Below are 17,129 nucleotides of genomic sequence, written 5' to 3'. Positions count from 1 at the left end.
CTCTCTCCCAACTAAAAAAGACGCCTTAAAGCGTCTTTTTTAGTTAATATTGGTTCTGATATACCAGTTAAACAATTGCACCTTCAATCTTCAGAACAACGGCATCCTTAGCAGGCTGTGTGCCTGGCATTTTTACCTGTAATCCATTTTGTTCCTGCTTGAAAGCGAGCTGACTATTATTTCCAAGCATACTTACAGCATTCACCTTACCTTTGCCGGCAAGGCTGGTAATTAAGGCTTCACCATCTGCAGGCCAGCCTAATAAAGTTGCATACAGGGTTTTACCCTTAGTAGTGAAGCGGATATCTTTATCAGTAAATGGCTTTCCTTTGCCTTCATTGAAACCCTGTGCACTAAGCGGCGCTGCCGATTCCATAGCAGGCCCTTCGCCAAAAGTTGTCCAAGGGCGGGTACCGTAAATAGCTTCGCTGTTAACGTGCATCCAGTCGGTTATACCGCCAACTATTGCACGCTCCTTTTCGTCTATCGATCCATCGCCCCTCACCGGAATGTTAAGCAGCAAATTGCCATTCTTACTTACCACATCTACCAGCGTATGAATAACCGTTTTTGCAGATTTGTAACTGTTATCATCATATATTCTTCTTTCATAATGCCAACCGCCTATACAAGTATCCGTTTGCCATGGTAATGGTTCTATGCTGTTGCTTTGCCCCCGCTCTATATCCCAAACCATACATTTGCGTTGTTGCTCATCTAAAATCTTACCATTAATTACTGCTGTAAGTTTACCATGTTTACTGATACTTCGGTTATACATGTGAGCCGCAATGCGTAAACCCGCATCACTAACCGGCCATAATGGTAAAACAGTATCATCAAAATAAACCAGATCTGGTTCATATTTATTAATCAGATCAATGGTTCTATTATAAAATTTTTCGCAATAAGCTTTAGATGGCGGGTAAGCGCCATTGCCCCAAGCCCATTGCCTGTGTATGGATCCATTATCTTCACTTTTTTCGCTAAGCGGGTGATTTTGCGCATATAATTCCTGAGGATCATAACCGTCCCACCATTTACCTTTTCCATCTGCTTTAGTCAGTTTACCATCATAAGGTACACCAGCTAACGGGCCTTTCTTATCAGAGCGTTGTGCTACTTCATACCATGTCCACGGGTGCGATCCATGTATACTTACCCCAAAAGGCAAACCGTTTCTTTTAGCTGCTTCTGCCCAACCTTTAATGATATCCTTTTTAGGGCCAAAGCGTGTCGAATTCCAGCTCTGGTATTTGCTGTCATACAGATCAAAATTATCGTGGTGATTGGCTAACCCCACAAAATACTTTGCCCCGGCATTTTTGTATAGCGATACCAATTCTTCAGGATCCCATTTGTCAGCTTTCCACTCATTGATCACATCTTTAAAACCGAATTTTGAAGGATGGCCGTATTTCTGGCAATGATAATTGTATTGATCGCTGCCTTCCTGGTACATACCGCGTGCATACCAATCGCCGCGCTCGGGCTGACATTGCGGGCTCCAATGCGCCCACATTCCAAATTTAGCATCACGGAACCACTCCGGTACCTGATAATTAGACAGGGATTCCCAGGTAGGCTGAAAAGGCCCGTTTGCAAAAGAATTTCCAGACGGCACTGCTCCGAAAGCCTTTTTATAGAACTGGGATAGGTATAATGATGATACCCCTGTTAATGCGCCTTTTATTAAAGTTCTTCTCTTCATTATAATTGGTTACTTAGTAAATGGTTAGCCTATTTCGATCATTGCTTTGATCACCCCATTAGCCGGATCGAGCCATTTTTCAAATTCATCCTTAACGGCATCAAAGGTTACTTTATGCGTTATGTAATTCGATGGTTTGACCAAACCATTTTTTATGGCACTGATTACCTGCTTAAAATCCTGATGTGTTGCATTGCGGCTGCTCATTAATGTGGACTCGCGTTTATGAAACTCAGGGTGACTCATAACAAGATCACCCTTTTGCAAACCCACAAGCACATAACGCCCACCATGTGCCAGGTACTGTACCCCATTGTTAATAGCGCGCTGATTACCAGTGGCATCGATCACTACAGTTGGAAAATCATTATTGGTGATTTGTTTCAGTGCTTCTATTACATCCTCTGTAGCGGCATTAATAGTATAATCAACACCCAGATTAGTTTTGCAAAAGTCCAGGCGCTCCTGGTTTACATCCATTGCAATTACATGTCCGCCGGCAATGCGGGCAAATTCCATTAGGCCTAAACCTATGGGGCCAGCACCAACAATTAACACAAATTCACCGGCTTGCACATTGGCCCTGCTGATACCGTGTGCCCCTATGGCTAATGGCTCTACAAGTGCCAGCTCATCTAAAGACAATCCTTCACCATGTACCAAAGCATCGACCGGAACTTGTAAATATTCGGTCATGCCACCATCCACATGCACACCGCATACCTTAATATTGGTACAACAGTTTGGCTTTCCGTTGCGGCACGCAATACATTTACCACAATTAAAATAAGGCACAAAAGTTACATATTCGCCTATTTCAAAACCAGATGCACCATCGGCCTCCACAAGCTCTCCGGAAAGCTCATGCCCTAAGATTCTGGGATAATTAAAATATGGCTGCGTACCCTGAAATGCGTGCAAATCTGTGCCACAAACGCCAATTCGTTTTATTTTGATTATTGCATGCCCTTTTTCTAAAACAGGCTTAGGAACTTCGATATATTCAAACGTGCCGGGAGTGGCACAACTTAATGCTTTCATAGTAATAATATAATCTACGGTATTTAATTGCTACCGCGACATTACGTAAATAAAAAAATGAGTACTGTAAAAGTTGCTAATTGGTTAATAGCATCAAATATATTGTACTCATTTTTTCAAAATATGCCTTAAATAGACTATTTGTTGCAGAAATCAGATTTTCAAGTTTTCATTATTATTATTTCAAGGAACAGATTAGCTAAAAATCTACTTATGTCCTATTCCCTTTTTCTCTATATCGTTGTAATATTTTTGAAGAATGAAAAAGGCTTTCTTCTTTTCACCTTTTTCACCATACAGGCCTTTTCGGTTCCAACCTTCCTGGTATACTGGGTTATTACGTTTAGGGGAGCGAAAATCTACCATTACCCACGGCGATACACCTACAAAGTTGTCAGGCATCCTTTTAAACATGTTTGTTTGCTCTTTATAATACCATTCCTGGTATTCTTCGCTAAACTTTGTCAGCGAATCGGCATGGAAACCGGCTAAAGCTTCAGCACCTGTTTCGCTGATAAATAATGGTTTGTTGTAGGGTGTACCCCAGTTGGTGGTGCGGCATTTATCCGGCAAACCTCCGTACCAGCCCAGGTATTCGTTAAATGCAATGAGATCCACAAACTGACCAAGCGGATCGTCTACAATATTGAGGTCTTTACCCGAGCTGTAGTTCACCTCCAACGCAGCAGAGACCATGCGTGTATCATCGAGCAACTTAGCTTCGGTAATCAAATTATGCATAAAATCAGTACGGGTTTGGCTAATAGGTGTTTCATTCCCTACCGACCAGATAATGATACTCGCACGGTTGTGATCGCGGTTGATCATCTCATGCAGTTGCGCTTTGGCTTTTGCCAGTACTGCCTGACTGCCAAAGTCAATCGTCCAGTAAACCGGGATTTCTGACCATACCAATACACCTAACGAATCGGCAGTACGGGTCATAGCTTCATCGTGCGGGTAATGCGCTAACCTAACCATATTACAGCCTAATGCTTTAGCCTTATTTAGCAATTCGCGGGCATCATCATAACCTACTGCGCGTCGCACATCTTCAGCTATTTCGCCATGAATACAGATACCTCTCATAAATATCGGCTTGCCATTCAGTAATACCTGTTTACCGAATGCTTCAATAGTTCTGAAACCGATTTTATCTTCAGTTTTATCTGTGGATGATCGAACAATAACGCGGTACAGCTTTGGATTTTCCGGCGACCATAACTGCACTTTAGGCAGTTTGAAAGCTATTGGCGTAACAGCGGCATTAGCAACAAATTGTTGTTTAACCTTTAGCTCGGGTATTTCGATAGTTAGCTTTTCTCTGTTGGCAGGCACTGTATTCAGCTTAATCCAACCAATAACTTCGGGATTTGATGCAGGCGATTTACCAGGTTCTGGCTTTTTAAGTTGCACTACAAAATCCTGAATGAAGGTTTGCGGCAACTCAAGCAGCTTTACATCACGGGTTATGCCACCGTAATTCCACCAATCGGTATTAAGCGTAGGCACCTCGTCTGTGTAACGTTTATTGTCAACCTTTACCACTAAAAAGTTTCCTTTTTCCTTTAGTAACGCAGCAGGTACTTCAAAGTTAAAAGGTGTAAAGCCACCTTTGTGCATCCCAAGCTTTTTGCCGTTCAAATAAACGTCTGCACGGTAATTAACTGCCCCAAACCACACAAAAAAGCGGTCGTTATCAGAAGCCTTTTGGTAATCAAAACTCTTCTGGTACCAGATTGTGCCTTCATAGTACACAAACTCGGGCTTCTGGTGGTTCCAGTCACCCGGCACATCTAACGAATACTTATCAATATAGCCATGCTCCTTTTTGTCTGTTTTATTGGCAGGTACACCGGTGTTCCAATAAGCATCACCATTGCTGGCATTCATTTCTTTATAGCGATAATCATAAAAGCCGGTCTCGTAAGGATCAACAATATAATGCCACTTTCCATTAAGGCTCAGCGACTTTCTTGCAGGTATATTGGTAATCAGGCTATCCTGTGCATAAGCAGTTACCGCAAACAGCAGGATTAAAAATAAAGCACTAAATTTTTTCATATTAGTTTTTAAAATCATCAAGGCTCCAGCTGTCTTTCCAGCGTATTTCAATATCATTTCCGTTAAATTCAACAGGCAACCAAAGGTAACGGCCGTCAATAGCATTTTTAGGCGTCCATTTGTCGGCCATAAAAATGAAAGCATCCTTTTTACCGGCTACAGGTAAAACGTAAGTGCTTTGACCTCCAAAAGTAATTTGTGAGCCATCACCCTTACAAGGGTTACCATGATAAGTCCACGGCCCCCATATAGAGGTTGATGATAACCATCTGGCCGGATTAGGTGCCCAGCCTGTAGTACCAGAGCCAATAAGATAGTAAATACCATTGCGCTTAAATATGGCTGGTGCCTCGGTAGAATGGCCTGCATAAACACGTGTAAATTTACCAGTGTGGCCGGTGTATTCATCATTTAGTTCAGCAATATCAAGCGTAGCGTTTTCTTCAGCAGAGAAAATATGATAGGCTTTGCCGTCATCGTCAACAAAAACGGTCATGTCCCTTGCCATTTGCCCGCCGGGTAAATCACGGCAAAAGTAGCCTTCGCTCCTGTTCTTTGGGTTAGTGCAATTTACCTTATCACTGTCTGCAGTATTCACCGGGTAAACTGGCATTACACCCGGATTAGGCCTGTAGCTTTTCACAAATGTATAAGGGCCTGTAACTTTATTGGCAATTGCTAAACCCGCACGTGCAGCTTTGTAACCTTGTCCACGCAACTCGAGGTGGAACCACATCACATACTTTTTAGTTTTTTTATTGTAGACCACCTTCGGGCGTTCCAGTATGCAGCCTTTGGCTATATCGCTTGTGGTATCATTGGATACGGCTAAGGCTATGCCTTCATCTTTCCAGTTATAAAGGTCTTTTGATGAATAGCAATGCACACCTACCATTGCCCGGTTGCCTGCATCGCCTTCTATTTTATGCTCGCCAAACCAATAGTAGATACCATTGTGATAAAGCATCCCGCCGCCGTGAGCATTAATATGCACACCTTTATTATCAGGCCATATTTGCCCGGGATGAAATGCTTTTTCCTGTGCATTACCATTGAAAGCAATGCCGGTAAACGCCATAAAAAGACCATAAAACAGGCACTTAATTATTGATTTATTTTTCATTTGCAGAGTGTATAATAATGTTGATCAAATTATTTCAATGCAGATCCAAAGCATGGTCTGCCGGAAAATCCTGGCCGCTCCATATTTTCACTGACGACCAGGGTTCGTTCTTAGCTGTCCAAAATTCATCGCTTTCTGGCAAGCCTAATGGCAAAAAGGCATCGTCACAGAGATAAAGGCTACCTGTTGTAATGTAAAATTCGGCTATATCAGGTTGCTTGCCATACAAGCCGATGTTCAGCCAGCCATCTTTTGTAAAAGTTCCAGGAGCGTTTAAGGTCTTATTAATTACAGCAAATAATGCGCACCGCACCTGTGCCGGCTTAAGCGAAGCGGGTAAACGTTTTTTTAAAGCTTCGTTAGCAAGGTGGTGGAAAGCACCACAACGATAAGCGATTGACCGGCCGATTACAGGAAAACTACCATCTGTATTGATTAAACGCTCTAAAATAACAGCGTAACGCTGTCCGATTAGCAATTGCTTTGCTGCTTGCCTCGTATAGCTTTTATTCTTAGCATTTACTTCTTCGAGTATGGTACTTAGGTATGGCTGGATCACAAAGCTGTTATAGTAATCCAAATGGAAATCCATCCCATCGGCATACATACCGTCCCCCACATACCAATGTTCTGTAAACTCACGGATACCGTACTCTATACGTACCGGATCATAATCCAAATTATATTTACAAAAAAAGGCCTCAATCATCCCCGAAAAAAGTATCCAGTTTGAGTATACCGGCACTGTACTACGTGTTCCTTTCAAAACATCTACTACCTGCGCCTTCACCGTATCATTCAGGTTTTCCCAAAGCCACGGAGCACGTATCAATGCATAAGCAAAAAAAGAAGCATCAACCAACGGCTGGCCGCCATTCCACTTCATATAATCTTTTGATTTAGGATTTACGGCATTTGCAATAGCCTGTAAAGCCCATTTTCGATACTGATTACGTAAAGCAATTTCATCTGCACTTCCCCCATCTGATTGCAACCATGGCGCAATGCCGTTAAGTGTGCGTGCAAATGCTTCGAGATATCCTACCGATGCCCTGCTCTGTGCATTATCGATATGGCTTGACAGTTGCATGGGCATTTTTGATTTCAATTCGTCATGCGCCAGGTTCTCCATTACCGGCCGCGCTACTTTATCCATCAAAACAAGCCATTGCTTACGGCCAGACAAGGGCTGTGTGCTTTGCCCCTTTGTGACCGGGGTAATAAAAAACAACAATAAGATTATAAGCGATGACGGAAATTTAATCATGGTAAATGCTTTTCAAAAAGGCTATTGCCCATAAAAGTAATCATATGAGCTTAACAAACACGCGGGAAATTAAAAGAAGCGGCCTTTGAAAGAGCCGCTTCTTTTTAAAAGGATTAGCAATTAATAACCCGGATTTTGCTGTAGTACAGCATCTTTATTTAGCTGTATCTCTGTAAGCGGTATTGGTAACAAAAGGTTTTTTGCCGTTAAACCGGTGATCGGCTTCTGGGCATCATTGCTGTTTAAGCGCAAAGCCCTGTCAACTAATGTTCCGGTACGCATCAAGGTCATCCTTCGGTTCTCTTCGCCAATAAGTTCCCTTGCGCGTTCGTCCAGAATAAAATCGAGGTTGATATCGGCTGCGGTTACCGGCGTTGCGTTAGCCCTGGCCCTAAGTACGTTAATGGTGTTTGCAGCATCACCTGTTTTACCCTGTTTCATCTGGGCTTCGGCCAAAAGCAAATAAGTTTCGCCCAGGCGCATCATAATAAAATCCTTGATCATGGCATAACCAAATGTATCATTAGGATCAAACGCTCCCCATTTGGTAATCATCGGGCAAATACGGAAAAGTGTATCGGCACCAGTGTAGGGCACTTGTTTACCAAGCAGATTAGGGTATGCAGGGTCATTGTAATAAAAACGTCTTTTCAGGCTGTATTGTGAGTTTCTGATGTCGCTACCTGTATTTTTATACAACGAATAAATTACCCAATTGCTTAAACGTAAACGGGCAATGCTTCGGCCACCAAGGCTATCTGCAAGTGCCATACCCGGAATCGCATAATATGCAGCTCCCCAAACACGGCGTTGCTGTGCGTTATCAACATTACCACCAACAACGGTTGAAGGATTTTCCTGCTCCAACACCCAAATGGCTTCTGCATTACCCTGCGAACGGCGCTGGTTGCCATATACAAACATATCAGAATAATAATCACCGGCACCGCTTGCCCTTACCCCGTAACGAGATTTAATTAAGCTGAACTTACCGCTGTTGATTACTGCCTGCGCCTGCTGCTCTGCCAGGTCATTTTTGCCCATACGTAAATAAGCTTCTGCTAATGCCTGCATAGCCATGTATTTGTTGGCCCTGCCAACCGGTTTACCCTGTACGTTAACGTTCCTGGTTCCGGCGTTTAAATCATAACCGTTGGTTGCTGCAAATGTAAGGTCGCTGATGATCTGGTTGTTAACATCATCAAGCGAAGCACGTGTGTAATCAAATTTTGGACCTGTTACCGTGTGAAGGATAATAGGCACCTTGCCGAATAAGGTAGCAAGCGTATTATAGGCATAGCCTCTGAAAAATTTAGCTTCGGCTTCGGCTTGCTTTTTACCTACCGGGCCAATTTTGGTAAGCGATTGATCCTGTGCAGCATCAATAATAATATTGCAGTTATTGATGATACTGTAATAACGGCTCCATACAAATGAGGCGGCCGGATCTGTGGAGGTCAGCTGCGAATAATTATAATAGGGTACTTCAACACCCTGTTGATTAGCTGTTGCGTTAGCCACATCAGTACCTACCTGCCATACGCTTGGCCAGCCCTGCTGGTCAGCCCATGTAAGGATACCGGTTTGACGCTGGTAAAGTCCAATAAGCTCTGCCTCAAAACCCAGCGAATCTGTTAAGGTTACAGGAGCATAAGATGAATAAGGCTTTTCATTTAAATAACTTTTCTTGCATGCAGTAAACGTTGCAGCAACCATCCCTATAGTTCCTAATATCAAGTATATCTTTTTCATGTAGTTGTGCTGATTATTTTAATGAAACATTTAAACCGAGTACAATGGTGCGTGTAAGCGGATAGTTGTTTACGTAGTCGCCTGAGCCACGGGTATAATAGGTCTGTTCAGGATCCCATCCTATCCAGTTTGTCCAGGTTTTAAGATTCCGTCCGCTGGCATAAACGTTAAGGCTTGATATTCCCCATTTTGAGATCAGGCTTGTAGGCAGATTGTAACTTAAAGTAATATCCTTTAAACGGGTGTAACTGGCATCGTGCGGATAACCATATCCTCTGGTATTAGTGTAAGATAACGATTGGAATTCCTGACTTCCGTTTGTAGGTGTCCAGTATCCGATTTCAGCAGGGGTATTTCTTCTTCCTGCCTCATCTGCATAATTATAATCGGCATTGTTTCTTAAAGCGCCTTGTGCAGTTTGTATAAACACACTTAAGCTTAATGCTTTGTAATGGAATGTGTTGGTTAAGCCACCTGTCCATTTTGGTGTAGTTTGGCCTAATACTGTACGGTCGTCCGGCGTAATCTTGCCGTCACCGTTTAAGTCAGCAAATTTAAGGTCGCCAGGCTTGGCTGTTGGGTCTTGTTTCGACGGATCTTCACCTTTTTGCCATACGCCTACCATTTTATAATCGTATATAACACTTATTGGTTGGCCAATAAACCAGCGGTTACCCAAATCGCTTTGCTTATCTCCGTAAAGGTCTACTATTTTATTTTTGTTAGTTGCATAAACGATGTTACTTTCCCAACGAAAATCGTCACCCTGGATGTTACGGGTAGTAAGCGTTACTTCAAGGCCTTTATTATTAGTTTTGCCTAAATTATCCCAAACATTGGCATAACCTGTTATAGCAGGCAGGCTTCTTTTCAATAAAAGTCCGCTGGTATTTGAGTTATAAGCATCTATAGTACCGCTTATCCTGTTTTTTAGAACAGAGAAATCGACACCAATATTAGCTTGCTTTGTACTTTCCCAATGCAGGTTAGCATTACCTAAGTTGCTGGCCTGTACACCGACATTGCTTACACCATTGAAAGGGAAACGAACCGTACCGTCAGTAGTGATAGTTTGATATACAGAGATTGCTTCGTTACCGGCACTACCGTAAGAACCTCTTAACTTCAGGTTATTAACAATCTTTGAATTTTGGAGAAAAGATTCGTTACTGATATTCCATGCTAATGCTGCAGATGGGAAAAATCCATATTTGCTTGTATTAGCGCCAAACACCGATGACCCGTCGCGACGGCCTGTTACCGTAATCACATAGCGTTGATCATAAGAATACACCGCACGCCCCATTTGGTAGTTTAAAGCATATCTATCGGCATAACTTCCTGAAAAACTACCGTTAACAGATGCACCTGAAACTGTTGAAGCAACACCTATCTGGTTAAAGGTAAGTTCATCGTTTATAAAGCCTGTACCTGTTAGGCCGCTAACAAAGTAATTACGTTGCTGTGCGCCATATAGTCCTGTTATATCAATATGGTGTTTACCAATATCTTTGGTATAATATAGCAGGTTATCAATGGTGTAACTTCTGGTTTCCTCGTTTCGTGCTGTTGCCGAACCCAATGGTGTGTTAGCTAAACGGCCGCTATAAGAATTATAGCGCGTAGGCAAATAGTTGTAACCAACGTTAAGGCGGTAACGCAGCCCTTTTAAAAAGCCACCGAATTTGATTTCGCCATAACCATTACCTACCAAGTTTACACTGCGGTTTATTACACTGGTTGTTAAACCTAACAGCGGGTTGGTATATAACTGCTCTGGTGCCTGCGGATAGATCATGTAAGTACCATCTGTATTATAAACGCTGCCATAAGGGCTCATGGCTGTAGCAAATAATAAGTTGGCCCTGCCCCCATCGTAATTGTTGTTGGTAATAAAGGCTGATGTACCAACGGTAAGGTAGTTTGTAACATTGATATCCAGATTTGAACGGATACTTACCCTGTTGTATTGATAACCTTTAACTACGCCTTTCTGCTTCAGGTAGTCGCCCGATACATAGTATTTAACATCAGGAGTACCGCCCGATACACTCAGGTTATGATCCTGCATGTAACCTTGTTGGGTAACTTCCTTCATCCAGTCAACAGTACGGCCCGCTGCATAATTGGCACGTTCGCCGCTATTATAAACCGGCTCAGTAAATTGCTGTTTCAGGTTATTTTGCGACAGGTAATCCAGGTATTTTTGTGTAAATGATGCCGGATCTCTTGGTTCTAACACATGGGCCAGGTTTTCAAAACCGCCATAACCGGTATAACGAATTACAGCTTTACCCGTGGTACCTCTTTTGGTAGTGATCAGGATAACGCCGTTTGATGCGTTTGTACCATAAATTGCAGCAGCAGATGCATCTTTAAGGATCTCCATTGACGCAATATCATTTGGGTTAATATCATTTAATGATCCGCCGGTTTTACTTAACGGAATACCATCAACTACCACAAAAGGGCTGGAACTTGCGTTGATGGAATTTTGACCTCTTAAAAGTGTAGTTGGCTGGCTACCCGGTACAGATGATGTAGTAGTGATATTTACACCCGCTACCGCACCTTCTAATGCCTGCAATACGTTGGTAACCGGCAATTGCGACAACCTGGCTTTAGGTACCGTTGTAACAGACCCGGTAATGTCTGCACGTTTTTGTGTACCATAGCCCACAACAACTACTTCATTTAAATTACGGCCATTGTCAGACAACGTTACGTCTATCGTTTTTGTAGCACTTGTAACGCTGACACTTCTGGTTGCCATACCTGTAAATGACACCACTAATGTTGACGGGGCTTTCAATGTAATTGAAAAGCTTCCGGAAGCATCGGCCATAACGCCCTGCGTTGTGCCTTCTACTTTAACTGTTGCTCCGGGTAAGGTGTTACCTTTTGAATCAAGTACCCTGCCTTTTAGAGTAAATGAGCCTTGTGCAAATGCAGGCTGCCATAAACCGGAAATAATTGTGAAAGAAAAAAGTAATAAGAGATATATAAGTTTTCTCATATTGTTCGTTTTAGGATTAATTGGATGGTTTAATTAATTTGTAAGGGAATGCGCAATAGCACGCTGTAACAGCGTCATTGATTACTGACTTTATCCATAGAAAAAATTTAAGTTTATGCTTTTATTAATTGGCAATGAAAGCGTAATTGGCTCGCTTTACTTTAAGCTAATTAATAGGTTTTTATCGTGCCGCAAGGGGGGCTAAACGGCAAATTAAAGGGGGCTTAAAATGCTGATTCGCATTTTAAAAGCATTGGAATTTATTTAAAAGAAAAATAGTTTCTATATTATAAAATACAGAAACTATAAAGATACCTGCTATTAAAGAAGCAGTTGAACAAATAAATATTATTTTACTGCATCAATCTTAATAATCACACTGCTACGACCTGAATTTACGTATGGATTAAATCCTATTTTCATTAAAAAATCTCCTGAAAAAATCCGTTCACTTACAAATGGTGATTTGCTACCGGGATATATATTGATTTCTCTTATACTGTAATTCTTTTCAGCGTCAAGCCCTTTTAAAAGTATGGGGGCTTTACTGCCTTCATCGTAACGGTTATTTACCAAGTAGTTGAACATTACACCGCTTGTTTTATCAGCGTTTACATACATTACCGATGCTACACTGTTTTCGCGCGGATTTAGCAATCTGTATTGATCGCCCTGCCATATCATTGATTTTAGACTATTATAAGTTGTAATGGCATCCTGGCAAAATTTAAGATCATTGGTGCTAAGCTTGTCAACTACGATATCAAAACCCAGTTTCCCCATCATGGCAACATCAACCCTGTATTTTATCGGCTGCCTGCCCCAATCAGTTACATGGTTAGCACTGGCAATAGCCGGGTAGAAATAGGAATATTCCCACTGTATAAAAATGCGTTCTAAGGGATCAGTATTATCGCTTGGCCAATACTCCGTAAAGTATTGCAGCGCTCCGTAATCAACACGGCCACCACCGCCAGAGCATAGCATCATAGGTATTTCAGGATACTTTGCTCTTAAACGTTGCAAAACCAGATATAAACCTTTAACGTAATCAACGTAAAACTGCGACTGCTCATTTTTCAAATGTGCTGAATAAGCATTATAAATTACCGCATTACAATCCCATTTGATGTATGCTAAAGCCGGGTCTTTTATAAACAGTGAATCGATAATATTGTACACAAAGTCCTGAACTTTAGGGTTGCTTAGATCAAGCACTAACTGGTTCCTGAAATAATACTCATCACGTTTAGGGTCTTTCACTACCCAATCCGGATGCTTCTGATACAATTCACTTTTAGGGTTTATCATTTCCGGCTCAACCCATATTCCAAATTTTACACCGTTGGCGCTGGCCTCTTTTGCAATTGCCGCTATGCCGTTAGGCAGCTTTTTCCTGTTTTCCTGCCAATCGCCCAAACCCGCATGATCGTCATTACGCGGATACTGGTTGCCAAACCATCCATCGTCAAGCAAAAACAAGTCGACTCCCAGTTTTTTAGTATCCTTTAATAACTCGCCTAACTTTTGCTCATTGAAATCAAAATAAGTCGACTCCCAGTTATTCAGCAGTGTTAATCGTTGGCCTTTACCATCAAGTAATTTGTAATTACGTGCCCAATTTTGCAGATTGCGGCTTGCTTCGCCTTTTCCGTTACCAGATAAAGTGTATACAAACGCAGGTGTTTTAAATACAGTACCCGGTTTTAGCTGATAGGCTGATGCATAATTGTTAATGCCCGAGATAATGCGAAGGTGATCTTTGGGATCCACCTCAAAATCTGTCCGGAAGTTGCCGCTCCATTCTAATCCGCCAAATAAAACCTGCCCCTCATCTTCTGTAGAAGGCTTATCTAATGATACCATAAAAACCGAAGGCATAAACAGATCGGCACGCGTACCTAATTTTGAATCGAGTGTTTTTATACCATGCGTAAGCTGTGTTTCTTCGGGGCGCATTTCTTTGGCCCAATCGCCATGGTACTGCCTTAACCAATAACTGCCCGCTCTAAGATTAATATTGGCCGAGGCAAATTTGTGCAGTGTAACATTTCCTTTTTCCAGGTGACTGATCTCGCTCCACTGCTCGATTACATTTTCCTTGTAATAAGATTTATAAAAAAGCGTAACCATAAAATTATACGCGGGGTCTTTTAACTTTATGGTAAGCAGGGAAACATTGTCGTCAACTTTAGTAAGGTTGTGGCTTACGTATTTAAGCTCTAAAGAATTATTGCCGTCTGCATGGGTTACACTAATGGCGGGTTCTAACAAGTTGCGCGAACCAGATGGCGTATAAGCAGAATTAAATAGAACGCTGTAATCGTTTGGTTGCTCATAAGCGGCAGCAACTTTATCATAATCTGCTTTGTTATTAAGCTTTTGGCCAAGGTAAACCGTGTTTAAGTCCTTACCGGCGGTTGCCTGTAAAACCAATGCTGTGGTTTCAGTTTCTACAGGTATGGTTATTTGCTGTGCTTTAACACCAGCTGTAATAAGGATAACCGAAGAAAAAGTTAATACACTTTTTAGTAATTGCTTTTGGTAACTGGCCATGTCAGGTTATTGTTTGATTAACTCAGGTTTGATTTAAGTGCCGGGTAAGACACACAATGTTGCGTAAGTTAATTATTTGGTGATAAAATAATCTTCGCAATTTAAATTCTGCTGGATGCTAAATAACAAAAACGGCATCCTCTCAGATGCCGTTTAGATGATATTGGTATTTATAGCTTAATACCTTACTGAAACACCAAAGTTGAAGGCTCTTCCCCTGCCTTTTGAATAAAACCCTGGTTGCATAAACCACTGTGCCCTTGCCGGGAAATAATCTTCATTAAATAAATTCTCGATACCCAGACTTAAACGTGTGCTTTTATTCACCTTATAACCAGCCACCAGGTTAAACAAATTGTAGGCTTTTACAGCGCCTTCATTACCATTATAAATTCCTGTAGTATTTTTTTCAAAACGGTTCCTGTTGCCTATGCCGGTATAGTTAAGCGTAACATCTAAAACCTGTGTTGGCGAATAAGTAACGCCACCGGTTATTTTAGGGGCAGAGATACGTCTACCGTTCAGGTACGCATCCTGCGGATCATCATATTTACCGTTCTGGTTAACATCGCGCTTACCTTCTGTGTAGCTGTAACTACCATTCACATTTAGCAGGTTGCTGAACCTGTAGTTAGCTGCTAATTCAAAGCCGTATATTTTTTCAGGGCTTCGGGCTGTATTGAACATTGCAGTTGTAGGATCATACACCACCTCGATACCTAATTTTGAAGTGCTTTCATAAGCCGATGCTGAAAAAGTAAGGTTTTGATAACGGCTTTCGAAACCGGCTTCGTAATTATTGACTTTTACGGCATCTGTGTTGATCTTATCAATGCTATTTACTTTTGCATCACGCAGCGCCAAACCGATATCCATCACAGAAAACCCTTGTGAAAAGCTCACATATGGGGAAAACAACGCAAAGCGATTATATTTAAAACCGGCGTTAAATAAACCTGTATTGTATTTTAAAGTGCCGCCCTTAACATCAAACGCCGGGGTGACCGTAGCACCACTTGCATTAGTGATTCGCAATGTGCGGTAATCATCAACGTCAATATTAACACGCTCATAACGAAAACCTGTTTTAAAAATCAGGTCGCGTATAATCGTAAAATCGGCCTGTGCAAATGGCGCCAGATTAGTCATGTCCATTGTTGGTACCCACACACGGCCATCAACCAATGGTTGCGAAGTTTTATCTCTCAACAAATCAATACCATAAGAAAGATTTGCGTTCAGCGCAGGCTGGGTTAAAAATGGTGTTTGCAGAAACAAGCGTACACCCTTTTTCTCATTATTCGCTAACGACTGACCGTCGCCGCCGTTAAAGCGGCCTAAAGAAACGTAGAATACATCTTTACGTTTCTCATAATACGCATCGGCATTAAGGCTGGTATGGCCAAAAAGGCTATCTACCTTATAAGAAAGATGCAGGTTATTGTTATAAGCTGCACCTGTTGGTATACCCAACGGTTTGCCAAGCACACCTGTAGCTTTTTGCCCGGTGGCCAGGTTGCCGTTCACCAAAGTAAAATTGCTGTTTTGTAAGCTGCTGTAATAATTGTAAACCACTTGGATACGTTGATTAGGCGCAGGCTGGTAACCTAACTTAGCAAAGGCATTATAAGTATTAGTTTCGCCTAAACTGTAGTTAGGGCCAACTAAATCGCCTTTAGCATCTTTGTATTCACCTGTTTCTTCGGCCACACCGCTTGCTACATAATCAAACTTGCCTACCTTGCCGTAAAACATCTGGCTTATACGGCCGCCAACCGAGTTACGTACTTTAACCATTGAGCCATTTAAATAAACATCCGTTTTACCGGCAAATTTTGTTGCTGTATCTGGCACCAGCGTTACATAATTGACCAGGCCACCTGCTGCCCCATTACCATAAATAGCAGTAGCGCCTTTTACCACCTCTATCTGTTGCAGTACTGATGGATCAATTGATCGCAGGTCAACTTCGGCATTTCGCAAGGGTGACGACTGGCTCACCCCATCAATCATAACCAGCATTGGCCTGCCACGCAGATTTTGCCCAACATTACTGCCCGACTGTGCCGTAGGTGCAAAACCCGGCACTTCATTAGCCAGTATACTTGTTAAGTCAGGGTTTACGGCTATTTCGTTATCCAACTTTTTCTTTGAAACTATACTAACTGTGGAAACGATATTCTTAGGACTTTCTGGTTTCCGTGTTGCTGAAATTACAACCTCGCCAAGCGCCTGAGTTAATGATTCAATTTGCCAGTTGATAGTAGTGTCAGCAGTTAAAGCTGGTAATGTTGTTTGATAAGTCTTGTAGCCCGTTGCAGTGACCTTAACAGTCAGCTGTTTGCCAGCAGGTACAAATGCAGTAAACTGGCCTTTGGCATTGCCAGTTGCCAGCATATCTCCAAACTTTATAGCAGGATAAGGTATACCTGAAAGCGAATCGCGGATCTCACCTTGTATTTTAATGTTTTGCGCTAATGAAATATGGAATGATAACACAAAAAGTGAAATAACTAAATAAATGGGTCTAAGTATCTTCATCGTAATAATTTTGCACAATATTATTACTATTTAATCTAATTCTAAATAAAGATTTAAA

At 41.9% G+C, this 17,129-nt stretch carries 9 protein-coding genes; all 9 read right to left on the bottom strand.

What is annotated here, in order from left to right:
* Positions 1-67: 67 nt before the first annotated feature.
* Entirely contained in the window at positions 68-1,711 is a 1,644-nt protein-coding gene (locus PQ461_RS10190) for an alpha-L-fucosidase (RefSeq protein WP_274303956.1), read from the bottom strand.
* A gap of 24 nt (positions 1,712-1,735) precedes the next feature.
* A complete protein-coding gene (locus PQ461_RS10185; protein ID WP_274303954.1) occupies positions 1,736-2,752 on the bottom strand; it encodes a zinc-binding alcohol dehydrogenase family protein in 1,017 nt (338 codons plus the stop codon).
* A 207-nt stretch (positions 2,753-2,959) separates the two neighbouring features.
* On the bottom strand, positions 2,960-4,816 hold the full coding sequence (locus PQ461_RS10180; protein WP_274303953.1) for a glycoside hydrolase family 2 protein: 1,857 nt from the start codon (positions 4,814-4,816) through the stop codon (positions 2,960-2,962).
* 1 nt (position 4,817) lies between these two features.
* Positions 4,818-5,939 (bottom strand): glycoside hydrolase family 43 protein, encoded by a 1,122-nt coding sequence (locus PQ461_RS10175; protein ID WP_274303951.1) that lies wholly within the window; start codon positions 5,937-5,939, stop codon positions 4,818-4,820.
* A 34-nt stretch (positions 5,940-5,973) separates the two neighbouring features.
* Entirely contained in the window at positions 5,974-7,206 is a 1,233-nt protein-coding gene (locus PQ461_RS10170) for a DUF2264 domain-containing protein (protein WP_274303949.1), read from the bottom strand.
* 120 nt (positions 7,207-7,326) lie between these two features.
* A complete protein-coding gene (locus PQ461_RS10165; RefSeq protein WP_274303948.1) occupies positions 7,327-8,958 on the bottom strand; it encodes a RagB/SusD family nutrient uptake outer membrane protein in 1,632 nt (543 codons plus the stop codon).
* A 13-nt stretch (positions 8,959-8,971) separates the two neighbouring features.
* On the bottom strand, positions 8,972-11,974 hold the full coding sequence (locus PQ461_RS10160) for a SusC/RagA family TonB-linked outer membrane protein (protein ID WP_274303947.1): 3,003 nt from the start codon (positions 11,972-11,974) through the stop codon (positions 8,972-8,974).
* 348 nt (positions 11,975-12,322) lie between these two features.
* A complete protein-coding gene (locus tag PQ461_RS10155) occupies positions 12,323-14,530 on the bottom strand; it encodes an alpha-galactosidase (protein WP_274303945.1) in 2,208 nt (735 codons plus the stop codon).
* A gap of 177 nt (positions 14,531-14,707) precedes the next feature.
* Complete coding sequence (locus PQ461_RS10150) at positions 14,708-17,071, bottom strand: TonB-dependent receptor (protein WP_274303943.1); 2,364 nt, start codon at positions 17,069-17,071, stop codon at positions 14,708-14,710.
* Positions 17,072-17,129: the final 58 nt, after the last annotated feature.

The sequence above is a fragment of the Mucilaginibacter sp. KACC 22063 genome, assembly GCF_028736115.1.
Classification (GTDB): Bacteria; Bacteroidota; Bacteroidia; order Sphingobacteriales; family Sphingobacteriaceae; genus Mucilaginibacter.
Note: the sequence above shows the minus strand (reverse complement) of the source record. Positions and strands in the feature narration are given on the sequence as shown.

Bases quoted from the DNA above. Each gene is read 5' to 3' on its own strand.
- PQ461_RS10190 (WP_274303956.1), bottom strand. From the start codon at position 1,711: ATGAAGAGAAGAACTTTAATAAAAGGCGCATTAACAGGGGTATCATCA.
- PQ461_RS10185 (WP_274303954.1), bottom strand. From the start codon at position 2,752: ATGAAAGCATTAAGTTGTGCCACTCCCGGCACGTTTGAATATATCGAA.
- PQ461_RS10180 (WP_274303953.1), bottom strand. From the start codon at position 4,816: ATGAAAAAATTTAGTGCTTTATTTTTAATCCTGCTGTTTGCGGTAACT.
- PQ461_RS10175 (WP_274303951.1), bottom strand. From the start codon at position 5,939: ATGAAAAATAAATCAATAATTAAGTGCCTGTTTTATGGTCTTTTTATG.
- PQ461_RS10170 (WP_274303949.1), bottom strand. From the start codon at position 7,206: ATGATTAAATTTCCGTCATCGCTTATAATCTTATTGTTGTTTTTTATT.
- PQ461_RS10165 (WP_274303948.1), bottom strand. From the start codon at position 8,958: ATGAAAAAGATATACTTGATATTAGGAACTATAGGGATGGTTGCTGCA.
- PQ461_RS10160 (WP_274303947.1), bottom strand. From the start codon at position 11,974: ATGAGAAAACTTATATATCTCTTATTACTTTTTTCTTTCACAATTATT.
- PQ461_RS10155 (WP_274303945.1), bottom strand. From the start codon at position 14,530: ATGGCCAGTTACCAAAAGCAATTACTAAAAAGTGTATTAACTTTTTCT.
- PQ461_RS10150 (WP_274303943.1), bottom strand. From the start codon at position 17,071: ATGAAGATACTTAGACCCATTTATTTAGTTATTTCACTTTTTGTGTTA.